This window comes from Sphingobacterium sp. Ag1 (assembly GCF_000988325.1).
GTDB lineage: Bacteria > Bacteroidota > Bacteroidia > Sphingobacteriales > Sphingobacteriaceae > Sphingobacterium.
In genome coordinates, this window is the sequence record NZ_LBGU01000024.1 from 28,286 (window position 1) to 46,416 (window position 18,131).

12 protein-coding genes and 4 tRNA genes are annotated in these 18,131 nt (G+C 40.9%); 4 read left to right on the forward strand and 12 right to left on the reverse strand.

The genetic code is table 11. The features are described 5' to 3' along the window. Positions 1–132: 132 nt before the first annotated feature. The 3 genes from AAW12_RS03945 to AAW12_RS03955 all read left to right on the forward strand — a co-directional run bounded on the left by AAW12_RS03945 (position 133) and on the right by AAW12_RS03955 (position 5,921). Positions 133–4,179 carry a glycoside hydrolase family 2 TIM barrel-domain containing protein gene (locus AAW12_RS03945; protein ID WP_046672358.1) on the forward strand — a complete coding sequence of 1,349 codons (4,047 nt, stop codon included), beginning with the start codon at positions 133–135 and terminating at the stop codon, positions 4,177–4,179. A 216-nt stretch (positions 4,180–4,395) separates the two neighbouring features. Further along, the gene (locus AAW12_RS03950) at positions 4,396–5,637 is read left to right on the forward strand and encodes an MFS transporter (protein WP_046672313.1); all 1,242 of its coding nucleotides are present in this window, start codon (positions 4,396–4,398) and stop codon (positions 5,635–5,637) included. A gap of 62 nt (positions 5,638–5,699) precedes the next feature. Then, positions 5,700–5,921 (forward strand): (4Fe-4S)-binding protein, encoded by a 222-nt coding sequence (locus tag AAW12_RS03955; protein ID WP_046672314.1) that lies wholly within the window; start codon positions 5,700–5,702, stop codon positions 5,919–5,921. A gap of 63 nt (positions 5,922–5,984) precedes the next feature. On the opposite strand, the gene AAW12_RS03960 is transcribed toward AAW12_RS03955, so the two are convergent. The 9 genes from AAW12_RS03960 to AAW12_RS04000 all read right to left on the reverse strand — a co-directional run bounded on the left by AAW12_RS03960 (position 5,985) and on the right by AAW12_RS04000 (position 11,599). After that, positions 5,985–6,061 (reverse strand) — tRNA-Asp (locus AAW12_RS03960). Between the two features lie 24 nt (positions 6,062–6,085). Further along, a tRNA-Asp gene (locus AAW12_RS03965) sits at positions 6,086–6,159 on the reverse strand. A gap of 31 nt (positions 6,160–6,190) precedes the next feature. Further along, positions 6,191–6,267: transfer RNA gene (locus AAW12_RS03970), tRNA-Asp, on the reverse strand. A gap of 60 nt (positions 6,268–6,327) precedes the next feature. Then, positions 6,328–6,401: transfer RNA gene (locus AAW12_RS03975), tRNA-Asp, on the reverse strand. 73 nt (positions 6,402–6,474) lie between these two features. Then, positions 6,475–7,548, reverse strand: coding sequence for a peptide chain release factor 1 (gene prfA, locus AAW12_RS03980; RefSeq protein ID WP_046672315.1), 1,074 nt, complete (start codon positions 7,546–7,548; stop codon positions 6,475–6,477). 98 nt (positions 7,549–7,646) lie between these two features. Further along, positions 7,647–7,976, reverse strand: a complete 330-nt coding sequence (locus AAW12_RS03985) for a DMT family transporter (RefSeq protein WP_046672316.1) — start codon at positions 7,974–7,976, stop codon at positions 7,647–7,649. 67 nt (positions 7,977–8,043) lie between these two features. Further along, complete coding sequence (locus tag AAW12_RS03990; protein WP_084823069.1) at positions 8,044–8,634, reverse strand: Crp/Fnr family transcriptional regulator; 591 nt, start codon at positions 8,632–8,634, stop codon at positions 8,044–8,046. Continuing rightward, positions 8,616–9,371 carry a UDP-2,3-diacylglucosamine diphosphatase gene (locus AAW12_RS03995; RefSeq protein WP_046672317.1) on the reverse strand — a complete coding sequence of 252 codons (756 nt, stop codon included), beginning with the start codon at positions 9,369–9,371 and terminating at the stop codon, positions 8,616–8,618. Before AAW12_RS03995 ends, AAW12_RS03990 begins: the two co-directional genes overlap by 19 nt. A 59-nt stretch (positions 9,372–9,430) precedes the next feature. Then, positions 9,431–11,599 (reverse strand): M1 family aminopeptidase, encoded by a 2,169-nt coding sequence (locus AAW12_RS04000; RefSeq protein WP_046672318.1) that lies wholly within the window; start codon positions 11,597–11,599, stop codon positions 9,431–9,433. Between the two features lie 330 nt (positions 11,600–11,929). Between AAW12_RS04000 and AAW12_RS04005 the strand changes: the two genes are divergently transcribed. Continuing rightward, positions 11,930–14,053, forward strand: a complete 2,124-nt coding sequence (locus AAW12_RS04005; protein ID WP_046672319.1) for a prolyl oligopeptidase family serine peptidase — start codon at positions 11,930–11,932, stop codon at positions 14,051–14,053. Positions 14,054–14,181: 128 nt separating this feature from the next. On the opposite strand, the gene AAW12_RS04010 is transcribed toward AAW12_RS04005, so the two are convergent. The 3 genes from AAW12_RS04010 to AAW12_RS04020 form a co-directional block, all read right to left on the reverse strand. Continuing rightward, positions 14,182–15,420, reverse strand: a complete 1,239-nt coding sequence (locus AAW12_RS04010) for a thioredoxin family protein (protein ID WP_046672320.1) — start codon at positions 15,418–15,420, stop codon at positions 14,182–14,184. A 53-nt stretch (positions 15,421–15,473) separates the two neighbouring features. Then, positions 15,474–16,712 (reverse strand): thioredoxin family protein, encoded by a 1,239-nt coding sequence (locus tag AAW12_RS04015; RefSeq protein WP_046672321.1) that lies wholly within the window; start codon positions 16,710–16,712, stop codon positions 15,474–15,476. A 111-nt stretch (positions 16,713–16,823) separates the two neighbouring features. After that, positions 16,824–18,011 carry an aminopeptidase C gene (locus AAW12_RS04020; protein ID WP_046672322.1) on the reverse strand — a complete coding sequence of 396 codons (1,188 nt, stop codon included), beginning with the start codon at positions 18,009–18,011 and terminating at the stop codon, positions 16,824–16,826. Between the last annotated feature and the right edge of the window lie 120 nt (positions 18,012–18,131).

Here is an 18,131-nt window from a genome sequence, read left to right on the forward strand (position 1 = left end):
ACAATTTTAAAGTTCGATATGATCTTTTTTGTATCGAAAAAGTTTCGCAATCGAGTGCTTTAATAATCTGCTTGTTATTACTACAAAATGAAGTTACATTTGGTTTCCTGGACTAAATTGCTTAATTACATTATGTTAAGAAACTCTGTTATTTTTTCAACGATTCTAGCCTCATTGCTGTCGCTGGACACTACTGTTACGATAGGGCAAACGATTACCTCATCTATCGACGGTTTCCAGTATGGAGCTACAGCAGCTCCGAAAGGGAATGAATGGGAATCGCCTCAATTATTATCACTTAATAAGGAGTTGCCGCATGCGTCGTTCTTCTCCTTTCAGAACGTAGAAAGTGCGCGAAAAGTACTTCCCGAGCATAGTAACTATTGGCTTTCGCTCAATGGATCCTGGAAGTTTAACTGGGTAAAGACCCCGGAAGAGCGACCAAAGGACTTTTATGATCCGAATTATAATGTGGGTGCCTGGGAATCTGTTCCAGTCCCTATGAGCTGGAATATTTATGGTATACAGAAGGATGGAAGCTTAAAATATGGTGTACCTATTTATACCAACCAACGTGTGATCTTTCATCATCAAGTTAAGGTCGATGATTGGCGCGGCGGAGTTATGCGGACACCAGCCCAAGATTGGACAACTTATGTCTACCGTAATGAAGTGGGATCGTACCGACGTAACTTTACAGTACCTACTCATTGGGACGGTCGTGAGGTATTTATCAATTTTGACGGTGTAGACTCCTTTTTCTACCTGTGGATAAATGGCAAATATGTCGGATTTTCAAAAAATTCCAGAAACGTCGCATCTTTCAATATCTCGCCTTACTTAAAAAAGGGTGCTGAAAATGTGTTGGCTGTTGAAGTTTATCGGAGTTCGGACGCTTCCTTTTTGGAAGATCAGGATATGTTTAGATTGCCCGGGATATTTCGGGATGTTTCGCTGACTTCAACGCCAAAAGTTCAGATTCGCGATTTAGCGGCCATTCCAGACTTGGACAGCAATTACGAAAATGGTTCGTTGAAAATTACGAGTACTGTACGCAATCTGGGTAATAAGAAAGCTGAAGGGTATAAAGTAGTTTATTCACTTTATAAAAATAAACTATACAGTGACGAGAATACCCTTGTTGATCAGACAGAAGCTTCATCAGCTGTGCCAGCCCTGGATGGTCAAGTTTCCAATAGCATAGTAGCAACGTTGAACGTCAAAAATCCGGATAAATGGTCTGCCGAATTACCTTATCGGTATACTTTGGTGGCTGAATTGAAGGATAAAAAAAACAAAACGGTTGAGACTATTTCTACCTACGTTGGATTTAGAAAGGTTGAGATTAAAGATACCAAGGCTGCGGATGATGAATTTGGCTTGGCCGGACGTTATTATTATGTCAATGGTAAGACGGTGAAACTGAAAGGCGTCAACCGTCATGAAACCAATCCTGAACATGGCAAAGTAGTGACCAGAGAACAGATGGAAGCTGAGGTAAAATTAATGAAACGGGCGAATATCAACCATGTCCGGAATTCGCATTATCCAGAACCTGCTTATTGGTATTATTTATGCGATAAATATGGAATTTATCTCGAGGATGAAGCCAATATCGAAAGCCATGAATATTATTATGGCAAAGAGTCTCTTTCTCATGTTCCTGAATGGAAAAATGCCCATGTAGCCCGTAATATCGAGATGGTGCATTCGACCATCAACCATCCGGCAGTGGTTATCTGGTCTTTAGGAAATGAAGCCGGTCCGGGTGATAATTTCGTGGCCGCCTATCAGGCTATCAAGAAAATCGATACGTCAAGACCTGTTCAATACGAGCGTAACAATACAATCGTTGATATGGGCTCCAATCAATACCCCTCAATAGACTGGGTAAGAGGAGCTGTAAAAGGCACTTACAAATTGAAATATCCATTTCATATCTCGGAGTATTCACATTCCATGGGTAATGCCGTTGGTAACCTAATTGATTATTGGGAAGCCATCGAATCGACCAACTTCTTTATGGGCGGTGCCATCTGGGATTGGATTGATCAGGCCATGTATTATTACGATAAGAAGACCGGCGAACGCTTTCTCGCTTATGGCGGCGACTTTGGAGACAAACCCAATGATGGAACCTTTGTCAATAATGGGTTGATCTTTGCCGATATGAAACCTAAGCCACAGTATTTTGAGGTCAAGAAAGTGTACCAAAATGCGGGCGTAAAGGCTGTTGATATTCAACAGGGGAAAATTGAGCTTTTCAATAAAAATTATTTTAAAGATCTATCCGATTATCAGGTTCAATGGTCGCTATATAAGGATGGGGTAGAAGTAAAAAATAGTGCAGGTACAATCAGTGCCGCTGATTTGCCGACAGCGCGCCAGCGTAAGCAGCTTGTATTGCCGATAAATTATGCGCAGTTAGATGCGGGATCGGAGTATTTTGTAAAAATACAGTTTATCCTCAATACGGATCGGCCTTGGGCGGCCAAAGGTTTTGTTCAAATGGAGGAACAACTGTTTGTCAAAGCGGCTGAAAATAAACCGTTGATTTCCGCTGTTGCACAAGGAGGGGCTCCGTCGCTTTCCAAAGAAGGTGATTTGCAGGTGGTGAAGGGAGATCAATTTATCGCGAAGTTTGACAATAAAACAGGCTCGATATATAATCTAATGTATGCCGGTAAACAAGTTATCCGCGATGGCGAAGGCCCAAAATTGGATGCACTACGTGCTCCGGTTGACAATGACAACTGGGCTTACCAACAATGGTTTGAAAAAGGATTGCATAACCTTAAACATAAGGTTTTGTCGTCAAACAGTTATACCAAGAAAGATGGAACAGTTGTATTGGCGTTTACGGTTGAATCCCAAGCCCCATATGGTGCGTCTTTGTTGGGGGGAACTTCGGGAACCTACACGCTTAAAGAGCATACAGATAAGCCTTTTGGCAAAGATGATTTTAAATTTACAAGCAATCAGATCTGGACAATTTATAAGGATGGCTCTATTGAATTGTCGTCGAGTATTACATCCAATAATGCAAGTGTTGTATTAGCTCGATTGGGATATGCTTTGCAATTGCCGACCGAGTATGGCAATTATAGTTATTATGGACGTGGGCCGATCAATAATTATGCTGATCGGAAGACAGCACAATTTATTGAATTGCACAAAAGCACTGTAAAAGATCAGTTCGTGCCATGGCCTAATCCGCAAAATATGAGCAACAATGAGGATGTGCGTTGGACAGCATTGACAAATAATGCTGGACAGGGAGTTGTTTTTGTTGCGAAAGAGCATTTATCAACATCCGCTTTGGACTATAGTGAGCTGGAGTTGACCTTTGCACCGCACCCTTATCAATTACCAAAGAGTTCGGGCGTACACGTGCATCTTGATGCAGCTGTAACAGGACTTGGTGGTAATAGCTGTGGACAAGGGCCACCGTTAGAAAAGGACCGTGTGAAAGCAGTACCAACGGCTATCGGTTTCATTATCCGTCCGATTCAGAACAATGATATGATAGCAAAGGCTCAGGTAGCGACTGCCGGTGATGCGCCCATTTCGTTGGCAAGAAGTTCAAATGGAGAAGTTTCTATTCAATCGGGAAATAAAAATGAGACCGTATTATACAGTTTGAACAATGCAAAGGCAAGTGTCTATAAAGCGCCTTTTGATTTACGCGCCGGCGGTACAGTAACGGCTTGGTATCAGCAAAATGAAAAATTGAAGGTAACACAACAATACACTAAAATCGAAACCATTCCAATGGAAGTTGTTTTTGCTTCAAGTCAAGAGACTGGTGAGGGGGATGCCAAGAACCTATTGGATGGAGATCCTTCCTCGATTTGGCATACGATGTATTCGGTTACCGTAGCACAGTATCCACATTGGGTTGATTTTGATGCTGGGAGTAGCAAAACAATTAAGGGCTTCACTTTTCTACCAAGACAGGATGGACCGAATGGCGATATCAAGGATTATAAGATCCAGGTGAGTAAAGATGGGAAGAACTGGGAAGATGTGATGTCCGGATCTTTTGAACGGAATAAAAAATTAAAAACTGTTCGATTCGAAAAGCCTGTGAAAGGACGTTATATCCGCTTTACAGGACTTAACTCCCAACGTGGTGATGATTATGCTTCCGGAGCTGAATTTGCTGTTATCGCTGAATAATTTGCTTTAAATCGCATATTGAGCCAGCACCTGTCAAACAGGTGCTGGCTTTTTTGTTGGCGACCCAGGATAAGATTAAATAGTGCGATCGATATGTCTGAACGATCGTTTCGTTTCACGTAAGGTCTCGGGCGATAATTTTGCAAACTTATTACATATAATGTTCGCGCACTTCTGTATTTTTAGGCCAGTTTAAACCGAGGCAAACCGGACAGTATGGAAATAAATAAACTTGATAATGCGCCTTTTACGGCATACCAAAAACTTGTGGTCTTTTTATTGGCCATGACACAATTTACGGTCGTGCTTGATTTTATGGTGATGTCACCGATGGGGGATATCCTGATGAAAGCCATCGATCTCAAACCAGCTCAATTTGGGATTGCGGTTTCGGCCTATGCTTTTAGCGCGGGTGCTTCTGGTCTGCTGACCGCGGGCTTTGCCGATCGTTTTGATCGAAAGAAGCTGCTGCTTTTTTTCTATTCTGGCTTTATTATCGGGACCTTCTGCTGTAGCTTTGCTAACGATTACTGGACTTTGGTCGCTGCTCGAATCATCACGGGCCTCTTTGGAGGGGTCATTGGTTCGATCTCCATGGCTATTATCACCGATATCTTTACGCTTCAGCAACGTGGACGTGTGATGGGCTTTGTACAAATGGGCTTTGGCGCCAGCCAGGTCCTAGGCATTCCGATAGGTCTGTATATCGCAAACAATTGGGGCTGGCATAGCGCCTTTTTATGGATTGCCGTGATGGCTTTGATTATTGTCATTATCATTGCAATTAAACTCATTCCGATTACAGCACATATCGGTCTTCAGAAACATCAATCTGCGTTAAAGCACCTTTGGCTGACTTTTTCACAGCGAGAATATCGTATCGGCTTCGCTGCAACAGCCTTGCTATCCATTGGAGGTTATATGATGATGCCTTTTGGAAGTGCTTTTGCAGTCAATAACCTCAAAGTTAGCCATGAGCAGCTGCCGATGTTGTTTATGATTTCGGGTGTCGCTTCATTGATTATTATGCCTATCGTTGGGAAATTGAGCGACCGTTACGATAAGTTTAAGATTTTCGCGTTCGCTTCCCTTTGGCTCATGGTTGTCGTATTTATCTACACGAACCTAGGTGTTACTCCATTTTATATTGTTGTTATCTTAAACATTTTAATGATGGCGGGCATTTTAAGTCGGATGACGCCTTCTTCCGCTTTGATCACGGCTGTTCCGGAGATGAAAGATCGGGGTGCATTTATGAGTATCAGTTCATCGTTGCAGCAGCTGGCAGGAGGTGTGGCAGCTTCGCTAGCAGGTGTAATCATTGTTCAAGAAACAAAAGAAAGCCCCTTGGAACATTATCCTACATTAGGGATGAGTGTGATTCTGCTCTCTATCATCGGTATTTTTATGATCTACCGGGTGAGCAGTATGATTAAAAAGCGAAAAGCCAATTCTTAAAACAAAATTGTTCTTATCGTTATTAGTTCTTAAAATATAAATTGCTAAAGAGAGATGGAATTATGGAAAAAATAGTTAGATATCCACATCCAAATGGAGAGATAACCGTTCTTTGGATACCTGAACGCTGTGCACATGCTGCGGTTTGTGTGAAGAGTCTCCCAAATGTGTATCATCCGAAAGATAGGCCTTGGATCACAGCCCAAAATGCCAGTACAGCTGAATTGATTGAACAGATCAAGCATTGCCCTTCTGGAGCACTTCAGTACGAATTGAAAAAATAATAGTTGTTGTCTTGTTAAGGCAAAAAAAAAGCATCATTTATAATTAAATGATGCTTTTCTTGTTGGCGGTCTGGACGGGACTCGAACCCGCGACCCCATGCGTGACAGGCATGTATTCTAACCAGCTGAACTACCAGACCAACAATGTGTTTTTAAAATTTTAGCGGTCTGGACGGGACTCGAACCCGCGACCCCATGCGTGACAGGCATGTATTCTAACCAGCTGAACTACCAGACCTAAAATCTTAAGGATTGTTTTTAATAATTTTTGGCGGTCTGGACGGGACTCGAACCCGCGACCCCATGCGTGACAGGCATGTATTCTAACCAGCTGAACTACCAGACCTAAAAATCTTAAAAACTTATTTTTGTTAAAGAACGTATGAGATTTCTCTCTCTTTTGAAGCGGTCTGGACGGGACTCGAACCCGCGACCCCATGCGTGACAGGCATGTATTCTAACCAGCTGAACTACCAGACCTCAACCCTTCTCCTCAGAAGGTGTGCAAATATAGCGTTTGTTTACGTATCTGCAAAGATTTTTTGAAAAAAAACTAATCTACTTGACCGTCTTTCATCTTCTCTGCATTCTCCGCAAACTGCAATGCATCGATAATTCCTTGAATATCACCGTCCATAATTGCCGGTAAGTTGTACATCGTCATTCCAATACGGTGCTCCGTTACGCGACCTTGTGGGTAGTTATAGGTACGAATTTTTGCCGAACGGTCTCCAGTAGATACCAAAGTTTTTCTTTTTGCAGCGATGTCGCCGTTCTTTTTGTTCAGCTCGAGCTCGTAAAGTTTGTTTCGCAACATCTCCATCGCTAACTCACGGTTGGCTAATTGGGAACGTTCTACCTGACAAACAACAACGATACCCGTCGGTTTATGCGTCAACTGTACCTTTGTTTCTACCTTGTTGACGTTCTGTCCACCGGCACCACCTGAACGGGATGTCTGTAATTCAATATCACCCGGATTGATCTCAACATCGACATCTTCAGCTTCAGGAAGAACTGCAACAGATGCTGCAGAAGTATGTACACGACCCTGTGTTTCCGTATCCGGAACGCGTTGTACACGATGTACACCTGATTCGTATTTCAATTGTCCGTAAACGTCTTCACCGATGACTTTTAAGATCACCTCCTTATAACCGCCAGAAGTTCCTTCAGTAACGTCCATTACTTCGTTGCGCCAGCCTTTGGTTTCGAAATAACGTGTGTACATGCGGTAAAGGTCGCCAGCGAATAAGGCTGCTTCATCACCACCTGATCCACCACGAATTTCGATAATGGCGTTTTTCGCATCTTCAGGATCCTTCGGAATCAACATTAAGCGAATTTCTTCTTCTTTTTCTTCTTTTGCTACGTATAAAAGATCCAATTCCTCTTTAGCCATCTCACGAAGTTCTTGATCTTTCTCGTTCATGATGATGTCCTTATTGGTATCAATATTACTCACCATATTTTTGTAAATATGGTACTGATCCACGATTTTGCCCAAATCTTTGTACTCTTTATTCAATTTGGCAAAACGTTTCATATCTTGCATGGTATCAGGGTTGCTCAATTCGGCTTCCACTTCTTCCCATCTTTCTTTTATCGCTTGTAATTTATCTAACATATATCGAAAATGCTTCTTCTAGGAATGTATGACCTAGATTACTATTGAGTGTACAAAAGTAAGGAAATTTTGTTGCTTTTAAACAACCTAGCCTGCTATTAATGAGAGGAAACTGCTTTTAGTCCCACGATGGAAGCAATCAGCGTGAAAATAAAGAATATGCGCCAAAAATCTGCCGGCTCCTTAAAGAAGATGATCCCCATTAAAACGGTACCTACTGCACCTATTCCGGTCCAAACAGCATAAGCTGTGCCTAAGGGAAGTGTCTGTGTAGCTTTGATCAATAAGCCCATACTTGCAAATAAGAATACGACAAAGGCACCGTACCAGAGCCATTGCGCATTTCCGGTTGCATATTTGGCTTTACCTAAGCAGGTCGTAAAGCCGATTTCGCATAATCCACCCAATATTAAAAATACCCAGTTCATATCTTTTTTTGATTTTTTGTTTCGACACAAAGATCCGGCTTTAGGGCGATAATAATTTTTACAAATGTTAAAAATTTGTGTGAATATTTGCGCGAATCCGGCTTAGGGTAACCTGACTGACACCGAGATAGGAGGCGATGTAACCAAGTTTGATCCGTTGAATATATTGGGGGTATTTTTGAAGTAACTCGGCATAGCGCTCTTGGGCAGTATTAAAGAGCTTGGACATGGTTCGTTGCTCGGCCTTGATAAATTCAAGTTCAGCCATCTTTCTTCCCCAGTTGGCAATGGCAATATCACTTTCGTAGAGATCAAAAAGTTGCTTTTGGTCTATCTGATAAACAACACTGTCCTCCAAAAGGTCTATATTTTCATAACCTGGGGTATCATGTACATAACTATTCATGGATATGAGCGTTCCACCGGGTGAAACAAAATCCAGGGTAATCTGACGGTTGGCCGTCTCGTAGTAAACGCGGGCTAATCCGGAAGCCAGAAAATAGATGTGTTTTTGAATTTTGTCCTGTTCGATCAACAGGCTATTTCTTTTCGCTGTGATTTTCTTACTGACCTGCTCCAATTTTGCAGCACTTTCGGGTGTTAGGAAGTGGTAACCATTCAGGCAATCGGATAAAGAAATTAGGATTTGCTCGCCCATTTTTCCAAACGTAAAGTTTCACCATCCCATACTGCATAGGTATGGTAATTGATCCATTCCCCTAAATTTAAAATACGGCTATTGGAGTTCAGTTCAACATCATAGGGGAGATGTCGATGACCAAAGATATAATAGTCGTGATGTTGGGTTGACTCCAGCTCCTTGGCATAGCCAATCAGCCATTCTTTATCTTCGCCCAAAAACTTTTCGTCTTCATTATTCGAAAGCCTGCTATGTTTGGACCAGCGTGTTGCGATTCCGATTCCGAGATTTGGGTGCAACCGCGCAAATAACCATTGGCATAGACGGCTCCGAAATACTTTCTTGAGTATCTTGTATTTGTAATCCCCGGAACCTAATCCATCGCCGTGGTGAATATAAAAGTGTTTTCCGTTGAGTTCTAATTCCAGCTCATTGTCGATGATTCGAACATTTAATTCCTTTTTGAGGTAATCAAACATCCACATATCGTGGTTTCCTTTAAATAAAGTAATGGGAATGCCGAGATCCGAAATTTCGGCTAATTTACCCAAAAAGCGGATATAGCCTTTCGGGACAACCGTGGCATATTCAAACCAGAAATCAAAAATATCACCAACAAGATAGAGCTGTGCAGCATCTGTTTTGATCTGGTCGAGCCACTGTATAATTTGCAGCTCCCTTTCCCGTGAACGTTCCAAGGGGTAAGATCCAAGATGAAAGTCGGAGGCAAAATAAATTTTTGTTCTTGTTGACATGTGGCCAAAACTAAAAAAAATGGAGGCGAATACAAAATGCGCCTCCACAATATATTTTGCTATGATTTAGATAATTCGGTGATGAGCGCCTTTAGATATTCCGTAGCATCGGGATCAATGCGCTTCAAGGACTGCTGAAGTTGATCTGGATACGCACTTTTTATTGCCATGATTGAACTTGCGATAACCATATAGGATTTGTCGGAGACAGCATTCAGAATTAGACTTTTATATTTTTTATCTTTTGTCTGTGCAAGCTTTTGAATCGCAGAGGCACGGATGACAGAGGCTTCGGATTTCTCTGCAAGTGTCAAGATGGTTTTTTCTGTCGACTTGCGGACCGTGGGATTGCTTAAATCGAGCCCTTGAATTGCTGTTGCAGCAAGATCCGCATCGGTATCCGCCAATGCTTTTGTTAAGATTTGCTGGCTGATGATATTTGTCGGATTTTTTGAAGCATAGGCAATCGCACCGACGCGGTTGGCAAATGAAGGCGCATGTTCATATTGATACAGATAGTCGGCATCAGATTTATCGATCTGAATTTGGCCAACGAGTGTTTTTTCGGGATCGATATCAATAAATTCAACAGCAGCAGGTAACGGAATCATAAATTGGGCATTTCGCTTGTTGAGTTGAAAGGTCTGTCTGATCTTACCATTTTTGGTATAGATATCGACGGCCAAAGGAAGTTGGAATGTCTGCACGGTTGAATCTTGTATTTGGGCTACATTCAAGATAATACTGTTCTCTCCGTTTCTTGTCGTGATTTTCAAAATTGGATGTCCACCTTGGTAATACCATTGATTGAAGTACGGAGCCCAGTCTTTTCCGGTCACCTCTTCCATCGCTAGACGGAGCTGTTGCGGTTCGCCGGTTTTAAAGGAATTGTCTGTCAAGTATTTTTTCAACGATTGATAGAACGCTTCATCACCCATTTGTTCTTTTAAGGCATAGAGAATCAATGAGCCTTTTGCATAGCTGATATTATCAAACATATCTTCTTTATCATGATAATAATAACGGGCTAAAGTCGGACTTTTTCCATTTTTAGTCGATTTGAGATAAGACTGGAGTTTTTCAAATCTAGATTTATCGCCACGATCTTTACCACCATCGTGCTCACGCCAGATAACCTCGCCGAAAGTAGCGAAGGATTCATTCATGGTTAAATTGGACCAAGATTCTGCTGTTACCAAATCGCCAAACCACTGGTGAAACAGTTCATGGGCGATCGTTCCCTCCTGATTATCGTCCAACAATTCGCGTTTCGTCTTCTGTACATGTTCGCCATGTAATGTTGCACTTGTATTTTCCATGGCGCCTGAGACATAATCGCGACAGACAATCTGCGCATACTTATTCCAAGGGTAAGGAACGCCTAGAGTCTTGCTGTAAAAATCCATCATGGCCGGTGTCTTTCCGAAAATATCCTTGGCATAGGGTGCATATTTCGGTTCCAGGTAGTAATCAACAGGAATATTATTGTACTTGTCCTGATAGATTTTAAAATCACCAACGGCCATCATAAATAGATATGGAGCATGTGGCAGATCCATTTTCCAGGTATCTGTACGGGTACCATCACTATTCTTCTGTTGACTGCTCAATGCACCGTTCGATAAACTGACATAATTGTCAAGAACGGTCATGGAGATTTCAGCCGTCGTTTTTTGGTTGGGGCGATCAATCGTCGGGAACCAGGCGGATGATGCCTCGGTCTCACCTTGTGTCCATATTTGACGGGGTTTGTTTGGCGTATGCTCATCTGGATTGATAAAATAAAGCCCCTTTGCATCGTTGATTGCCGCGCTGCCCTGAACTTTTAATAAGTTGGGTTTTGCTGTGTAATCGAGGTATACTGTATATTGCTCCTTAGCAAGGTAATTACGGTCGAGCTTAATCCGTAGAGAGTGATCATCATAGGTATATTTTAAGGGAATCAATTGTGAGCCATTGACCAAAGAAACCTGTTTAATATCCATGCCTTTTGCATCAAGGCGGAGGGAGTCTGTTGGGTAGAAATGAGGTTTTAATGTAACCCACTCTTTTCCATTGAGGAATTGATTGGTATAGTCAAAACGCACATCGAGTTTGGTGTGGACAAGATCGTTGATCTGAGTGGGAGTGGATCGATATTGTTGATCTATGGAAAGTTGTTGTGCTTCGCTTATTCCAATTTGAAGAATGGAAATGGACAAAGAAAGGTATACGACTTTTTTGAACATGGTTATAGTATTTTCAAGATTTAAATAAATCTAAAGAAATTTCGGTTGTGATAAAAATATACGCTGCAGAAATGTGTTTAATACTACTATGAGCGGCTCATGTTTTATTTATCTATTTATTTATTCGCTTTGATGTAGGTGGTTTGATTGCTAGCGTAAAGGACAAGCGGGAAGTGATGAATCGAGGTTTTTTAGTTCTTATTCGAGGAAGAGAAAAAACTACCTGAGGTAGGTAAGAGGTCGATAAATTTGTTTATATTCAACTCAAATTGAATTTTCAGATGCTAGGTGAATAAAACTTAGATTGGTTGAAACAAGTATAAAGGTTTTATGAAAAATAAGAAATTTGGTCTTATCCTAATGATGATAGGTATGGCAGGTACAGCGACGACTGGTTATGGACAACAGTTGACATATCCGACGACAAATAAAGGAACTGTCGTGGATGAATTTTGGGGTGAAAAGGTAGCAGATCCTTACCGCTGGCTGGAAGATGACCGTTCAGCTGAAACAAAAAGCTGGGTACAGGCAGAGAATAAAGTGACTTTTGACTATTTGAATGCAATTCCATTCCGTACAAAATTAAAAGATCAATTGACCGAAATATGGAATTATGAAAAAATAGGAACTCCGTTTAAGGAAGGTGGGTATACATATTTTTTTAAGAATAATGGCTTGCAGCAACATGCTGTGCTTTACCGTAAACTAGGGGAGGGGGGAGCCGAAGAAGTTTTCCTGGATCCAAATACATTCTCGAAAGATGGATCGACTTCATTGGCTGATGTTTCATTTTCAAAGGATGGGAGCTTAGTCGCCTATTCTATTTCTGAAGGTGGATCAGACTGGCGAAAAGTCATTGTGCTGAATGCCAAAGATAAAGCGCCTGTAGGTGAAACGCTCGTGGATGTCAAATTCTCTGGTATTGCATGGAAAGGAAATGATGGTTTTTATTACTCGAGTTACGATAAGCCAAAGGGATCTGAACTTTCTGAAAAAACAGACCAACATAAATTATACTACCATAAACTTAAAACAGCCCAATCTATAGATAAATTGGTTTTTGGCGGTGCTGCAACACCGAGACGGTATGTCGGTGCTTCATTAACAGACGATCAACGTTACCTGATTATTTCTGCTGCAAATACGACATCAGGAAATGAACTTTATTATCAGGATCTCCAGCAACCGAATAGCAAGATTGTCTGCCTACAAGATCATTTTGATGCCAATACAGGTGTCGTTGACAATATTGGGGATAGTTTCTTATTGGAGACAAACTACAAGGCTGCCAACAACCGTTTGGTAAGAGTTGATTTGAAGAATCCTGCAAAGGAGAACTGGAAAGATGTTATTCCAGAAACTGAAAATGTGCTTTCGATCAGCACCGGAGGTGGTTATCTTTTTGCAAATTATTTGAAAGATGCGGTTTCAGTGGTGATTCAATATGATTATACCGGTAAAAAGATTCGGCAAATAGAATTGCCAGGTGTGGGCACAGCGAGTGGTTTTTCGGGCAAGAAAAAGGAAAAAGAAATTTATTTTGGTTTTTCAAATTACATTACGCCTTCTTCAAGCTATAAATTTGACGTGAATTCCGGTCAGTCTGCACTTTATATTAAACCTAAGGTGAAGTTTGATTCCGATCAGTATGAATCGAAACAGGTTTTCTACACATCCAAAGACGGTACTAAAGTTCCGATGATTATTACCTACAAGAAGGGGATGGTTTTGAATGGCAAAAACCCGACGATTGTGTACGGTTATGGTGGCTTTAATATCAGCTTGACACCTGCCTTTAGTACTTCCGTTGCGGTGTGGCTGGCAAATGGCGGTGTTTATGCTGTTCCGAATTTACGTGGGGGCGGCGAATATGGTCAGAAATGGCATGATGGCGGTAGGCAGTTTAACAAGTTGAATGTGTTTAACGATTTTATTGCCGCCGCACATTATCTTCAGGAAAATGGTTATACGTCACCCGAGTATACCGCTTTATCGGGGGGATCTAATGGAGGGCTTCTTGTTGGTGCAACAATGACAATAGATCCCAAAGTAGCCAAGGTCGCGCTTCCCGAGGTCGGTGTTTTGGACATGTTGCGTTATCATACCTTCACAGCCGGTGCAGGTTGGTCCTATGATTATGGTACAGTCAATGATAGCAAAGAAATGTTTGACTATCTGAAAGCATATTCTCCGGTACATAATGTGAAAACTGGAGTTTGTTACCCAGCGACAATGGTCTTTACGGGAGATCATGATGATCGTGTGGTACCAGCACACTCCTATAAGTTTGCTTCCGAACTACAGGCAAAACAAGCTTGTGATAATCCGGTATTGATTCGTATTGAGACAAAAGCTGGTCATGGTGCTGGGCGGTCAACAGAAGTTCTGATCAATAGTACAGTTGATAAATATGCTTTTGCTCTTTGGAATATGGGCATTAAAGAAATAAAGTAAGCAGGCAGCTTCCGAGCGCTCAAAGCATTGCCTGTTGGCTCAAAATGCTGTCAGTTGCGCTATCAATAAAAAGTCCCGATCACATATTGATTGGGACTTTTTTGTCGAGTGACTATCAGCACATCTTGTTATTGCCAGGTCTTTTCACCCTTTTTCATTTTTTGTAATGTTGCTACATATTCTTCTTTTTGAGTAGCATCGGTAATGAGTGAGATCGCTTTTTCTTGCGTTTTAATTGCTTTTTCTTTTTCTCCAAGGCGATAGAGTATGTTTGCAAAAGTGTCTAGATACATGGGCGCATCTTTTTCTTTCTCGTTGGACAATTTGCTCCATTCGGCTGCCGCCTTTAAGCATGCAGGGTCATTGCAGTTTTCAAAAATGGACCAAGCCATGTTGTTTAGTTCTGCAGCGGTGATAGTTGAACCATATTTTGCAATGTATTTATTGAAGCTATCTCTTAGTCCAGGGTAATTTTTGGTATAACCGTAATAACGCGGTTGCATTTCGAGACTTGCTTTTTCTGTATTGACAGTCGGATATTTTTGCGCCAATTCTTTTTCTATGCTCGTGAAATCAACCGTTTCCTTTGCACGAATTTTGGTGTTTACTGCATTGCTAACCAACAGTTGGGACAAGAAATCATTGGCTTTTACTTTTTCACTAACGGCATCAAATTTAGCAGGATTGTCTTTGATTAAATTAAAAGCCTTAGAATCGACAACATTTGCTGCCGAAAGTAATAAACTGACATTCTCCTTTGTGAAGATTTGATCTGTAGTCAAGGACGCTAATACGACTCCTTCCGCTTTTGCCTGTGTCTCTTGATCATAAGCTTCCTTGGCTGCCACAGCCATGCTTTTGGCGATGTTTACATTTGTTGGGTCGGCATTGAATTTTGCTAATAGTGTTTCATATTGTGTATTTGGATCAAGTGATTTTTGTGCTTTTGCTATAAAGTCGTCGGCTTCACCACCACCTACGATACGATGTACCAGGGTACCTTTTGAATCAAAGATCAGAAAAGTTGGGTAGGCTCTAACTTTATAGTCTTTGGCAAAACGGTCGGCCTCTTCGTACCAAGATTTTACGTCTTCATTATCATTCTTGGTTTTATCCATCTGAATTTTAGCGTTGATAAATTTAGCATTGAAAAAATCACCTACTTTGGCTTGTGGGAAGATGGTACTCGACATATATTTACAAGGACCACACCAGGTTGTAAAACAGTCTACAAAAATGAATTTGTTTTCTTTAGCCGCTTTTTCTTTAATCTGACTCCAATTGAGCCCATGCTCAAATTTGATTCCCTCGCTTTGCGCAAATAGTAGGGTTGGAATTAGAAATAGCATTAAAATCAATTTTTTCATAACGTCGGTATTTTAGATTTTTAATTTAATCGTTCGTATAGGCTGGGATAAGTTTAGTTTTCCCAAGTTTTTATTCCTTTCATCATCTTCTCTAGAGTTTCTTGATAGATAGGACGGTCGTCCTCACTAGCCATTTCGATCGCTTTGTTTTGCCACTTTATGGCTTTTTCTTTTTCTCCTTTCTTATAGAGCAGATTTGCATAGGTATCCAAAAATGCACTGCTTGGGTCATCAATAATTGATTTCTTGCTCCAGCTTAACGCGGATTCGATGCAGGCAGGATCACTGCTATTGTTGAAAATAGTCCAGGCAAAGGTATTTAATTGATGTGGGGTAAAATCTTCGGACGAAAGGTAATCATTGATGGTATTCTTCATGGCTACGTAATTCTTCACCTGAAGGTAATAGTGTGCTTTTATCTTCTTGAACATCGGTACGAAATCGATGTCTGGATATTTTGCCGCCAGTTCATTTTGATAACTGTCCCAGTTGGGTTCATGTTTGGCATCTATTTTAATCTGGAATAATTCGTTGACGACAACATTGGCCAGCGTGCGGTTGGCAATGCCTGGCGACTCTAATAGAATATCGATTTTCTCTTTATTGTTGCGGATAAGATTAAAAGCTTTTGAATTGGTGAATTTGGCAGCTGCCAATAAAATATGAACATTTTCTTTTTTGAATAATTCATCCGTGCCCAATGAGTTCGCTAAGGTATTTTCTGCCTTTCGTGCTGTATTTTCATCGTAAGCGATATTTGCTGCTTTCAGCATCTGCTTGGCCGTATAAATATCTTGGGGTCTTTTCTCGAATTTTTTTAACAGCGTGTAATACTGTGTTTCGGGATTTAGTCCATCCATCACATGCCCGACAAATTCGGGAGCATCACTTGCGCCGACAATCCGGTGTACCGCCTGCCCATTGGGATTAAAGATAAGAAATGTGGGAAAGGATTGAATATTGTATTCGTTGGAAATAGCACGCGCATCGGCATACCATTTTTTGACAGTGGCATTGTCGGATTCTGTGGAATCCATTTGTACCCTAACACTAATGAAGTTCTGATTAATTGGCTGCCCCACCTGCTCTAAAGGAAAGATCTCATTGCTCATATATTGGCATGGGCCACACCAGGTTGCAAATAGCTCTACGAAGATAAACTTGTTTTCAGCTTGTGCCCGTTCCTTTATCTGTTTCCAACTCAACCCTTCTACAAATTTAACCCCCTTAGTTTGGGCTTGAGCCAAATTCCCGAATAAAATTGTAAGGCATAACGCGATTATACTTCTCATACTCACTCAACAAAAGATTCATAATTATGTTTAAGTTATTAAATTAATCTGAAAACAAAAACACCTCTGAAGTATTAATTTCAGAGGTGTTTTCGTGGACTGATAAATCGCTTATTTGATATTTATCTTCGATTTTAAATCTTTTGTTAGACCGTCTTTATGTAACATCAAAGAAGTTGTTTTATAACGTACAAATTCTTTTGATGCATATAAATAACCGTGATAGTCATTTGTGGTGCCCCAAGAGTTTTTAACAATGTAATATTCTTTTCCGTTTTGATCTTTTACAAGACCTACGATATGCATACCGTGGTCATCTGTCGTTTGCCAGTTGTCGAAAGCTTTTTGTCTTTCTTCCGCTGTTACTTTTAACTCTGGTTTAGGACCAACAAACATCGTTGACTTTTCTTGATCTGTCATTTCCTCGAAAGGTTTTTCTGGTACATAAGCTACACCGTTTTTCCAAGAGAACCCTTTTTCTGATACGTCAGTTGCCCAAGCTACCGTATAACCTTTTTGTAAAGCATTGTCAATGATGTCCGTTAAATCGTTCATCTTAACATTATAGAAACGGTCGAATGACCAGTTATCTGGAATCAACAATACGAATTGGCTGTAGTATGGATGGTCGGTCACCGAAGCAATACCTACGTAATCATCCGGATTGATACCGATTACCTGATCTGCAAAGGTGCGCGGTGTATAGGATTTACCGTTATAATCAAATTTCTCAGGTACTTCTCCAAGATAAGAATCCATCGCAGCGGTATACGCTTTTTCCCAGTTTGGCGTTAATGTTTTGCCTTTTACTACTGCTCCTAACATCGCATCCAACATATTGGTCATCTCACCAAAGTTGTTACGTGTAGTACCGTAGTGAAGACCTGTGTAAGCAGATTGTGGCATTGTACCATATTTACGGAATGAGTTTAATACATCGTGGAATTGACCACCTTCACCCAATGACAATCTGCCATGAAGGCGTACATACGTACGTGCTTTGTCTAAATACGTGTTGCGCGCAGTATAAATTTGGGAGATCTCCACTGGTTTTTTACCCATACGGATCATCTCTGACTCCAGGAAAGAGTTACCTGAATAAGACCAACAAGTACCTGATGAACCTTGGTTTTTGATGGATGTGTTACCTAGATTGATAACTTCAGTAAATGTAAATCCAGATTTGCTATTGTCATTTTGATTTGCTTTTAGCGCATTGATCAAATTGTCTTGTGCTTGTACTTGGAATGAAGCTGCGAAAAGTGAAGCAGCTAGTACAATCGTTTTATTCCAATTCATTGTTAGTATTTTGTTAATTTAGTGTGGTGCTAAATTAAATAAATTAAATTTAGTAAGGTAAATTCCTCTGTAAAATAATTGTTCAAAAAAATCTGCCGTTTTTCTGCATATCTTTTGCTG

Coding starts and splice junctions, on each gene's coding strand:
- AAW12_RS03945 (WP_046672358.1), top strand. CDS start 133: ATGTTAAGAAACTCTGTTATTTTTTCAACGATTCTAGCCTCATTGCTG.
- AAW12_RS03950 (WP_046672313.1), top strand. CDS start 4,396: ATGGAAATAAATAAACTTGATAATGCGCCTTTTACGGCATACCAAAAA.
- AAW12_RS03955 (WP_046672314.1), top strand. CDS start 5,700: ATGGAAAAAATAGTTAGATATCCACATCCAAATGGAGAGATAACCGTT.
- prfA (WP_046672315.1), bottom strand. CDS start 7,548: ATGTTAGATAAATTACAAGCGATAAAAGAAAGATGGGAAGAAGTGGAA.
- AAW12_RS03985 (WP_046672316.1), bottom strand. CDS start 7,976: ATGAACTGGGTATTTTTAATATTGGGTGGATTATGCGAAATCGGCTTT.
- AAW12_RS03990 (WP_084823069.1), bottom strand. CDS start 8,634: ATGGGCGAGCAAATCCTAATTTCTTTATCCGATTGCCTGAATGGTTAC.
- AAW12_RS03995 (WP_046672317.1), bottom strand. CDS start 9,371: ATGTCAACAAGAACAAAAATTTATTTTGCCTCCGACTTTCATCTTGGA.
- AAW12_RS04000 (WP_046672318.1), bottom strand. CDS start 11,599: ATGTTCAAAAAAGTCGTATACCTTTCTTTGTCCATTTCCATTCTTCAA.
- AAW12_RS04005 (WP_046672319.1), top strand. CDS start 11,930: ATGAAAAATAAGAAATTTGGTCTTATCCTAATGATGATAGGTATGGCA.
- AAW12_RS04010 (WP_046672320.1), bottom strand. CDS start 15,420: ATGAAAAAATTGATTTTAATGCTATTTCTAATTCCAACCCTACTATTT.
- AAW12_RS04015 (WP_046672321.1), bottom strand. CDS start 16,712: ATGAGAAGTATAATCGCGTTATGCCTTACAATTTTATTCGGGAATTTG.
- AAW12_RS04020 (WP_046672322.1), bottom strand. CDS start 18,011: ATGAATTGGAATAAAACGATTGTACTAGCTGCTTCACTTTTCGCAGCT.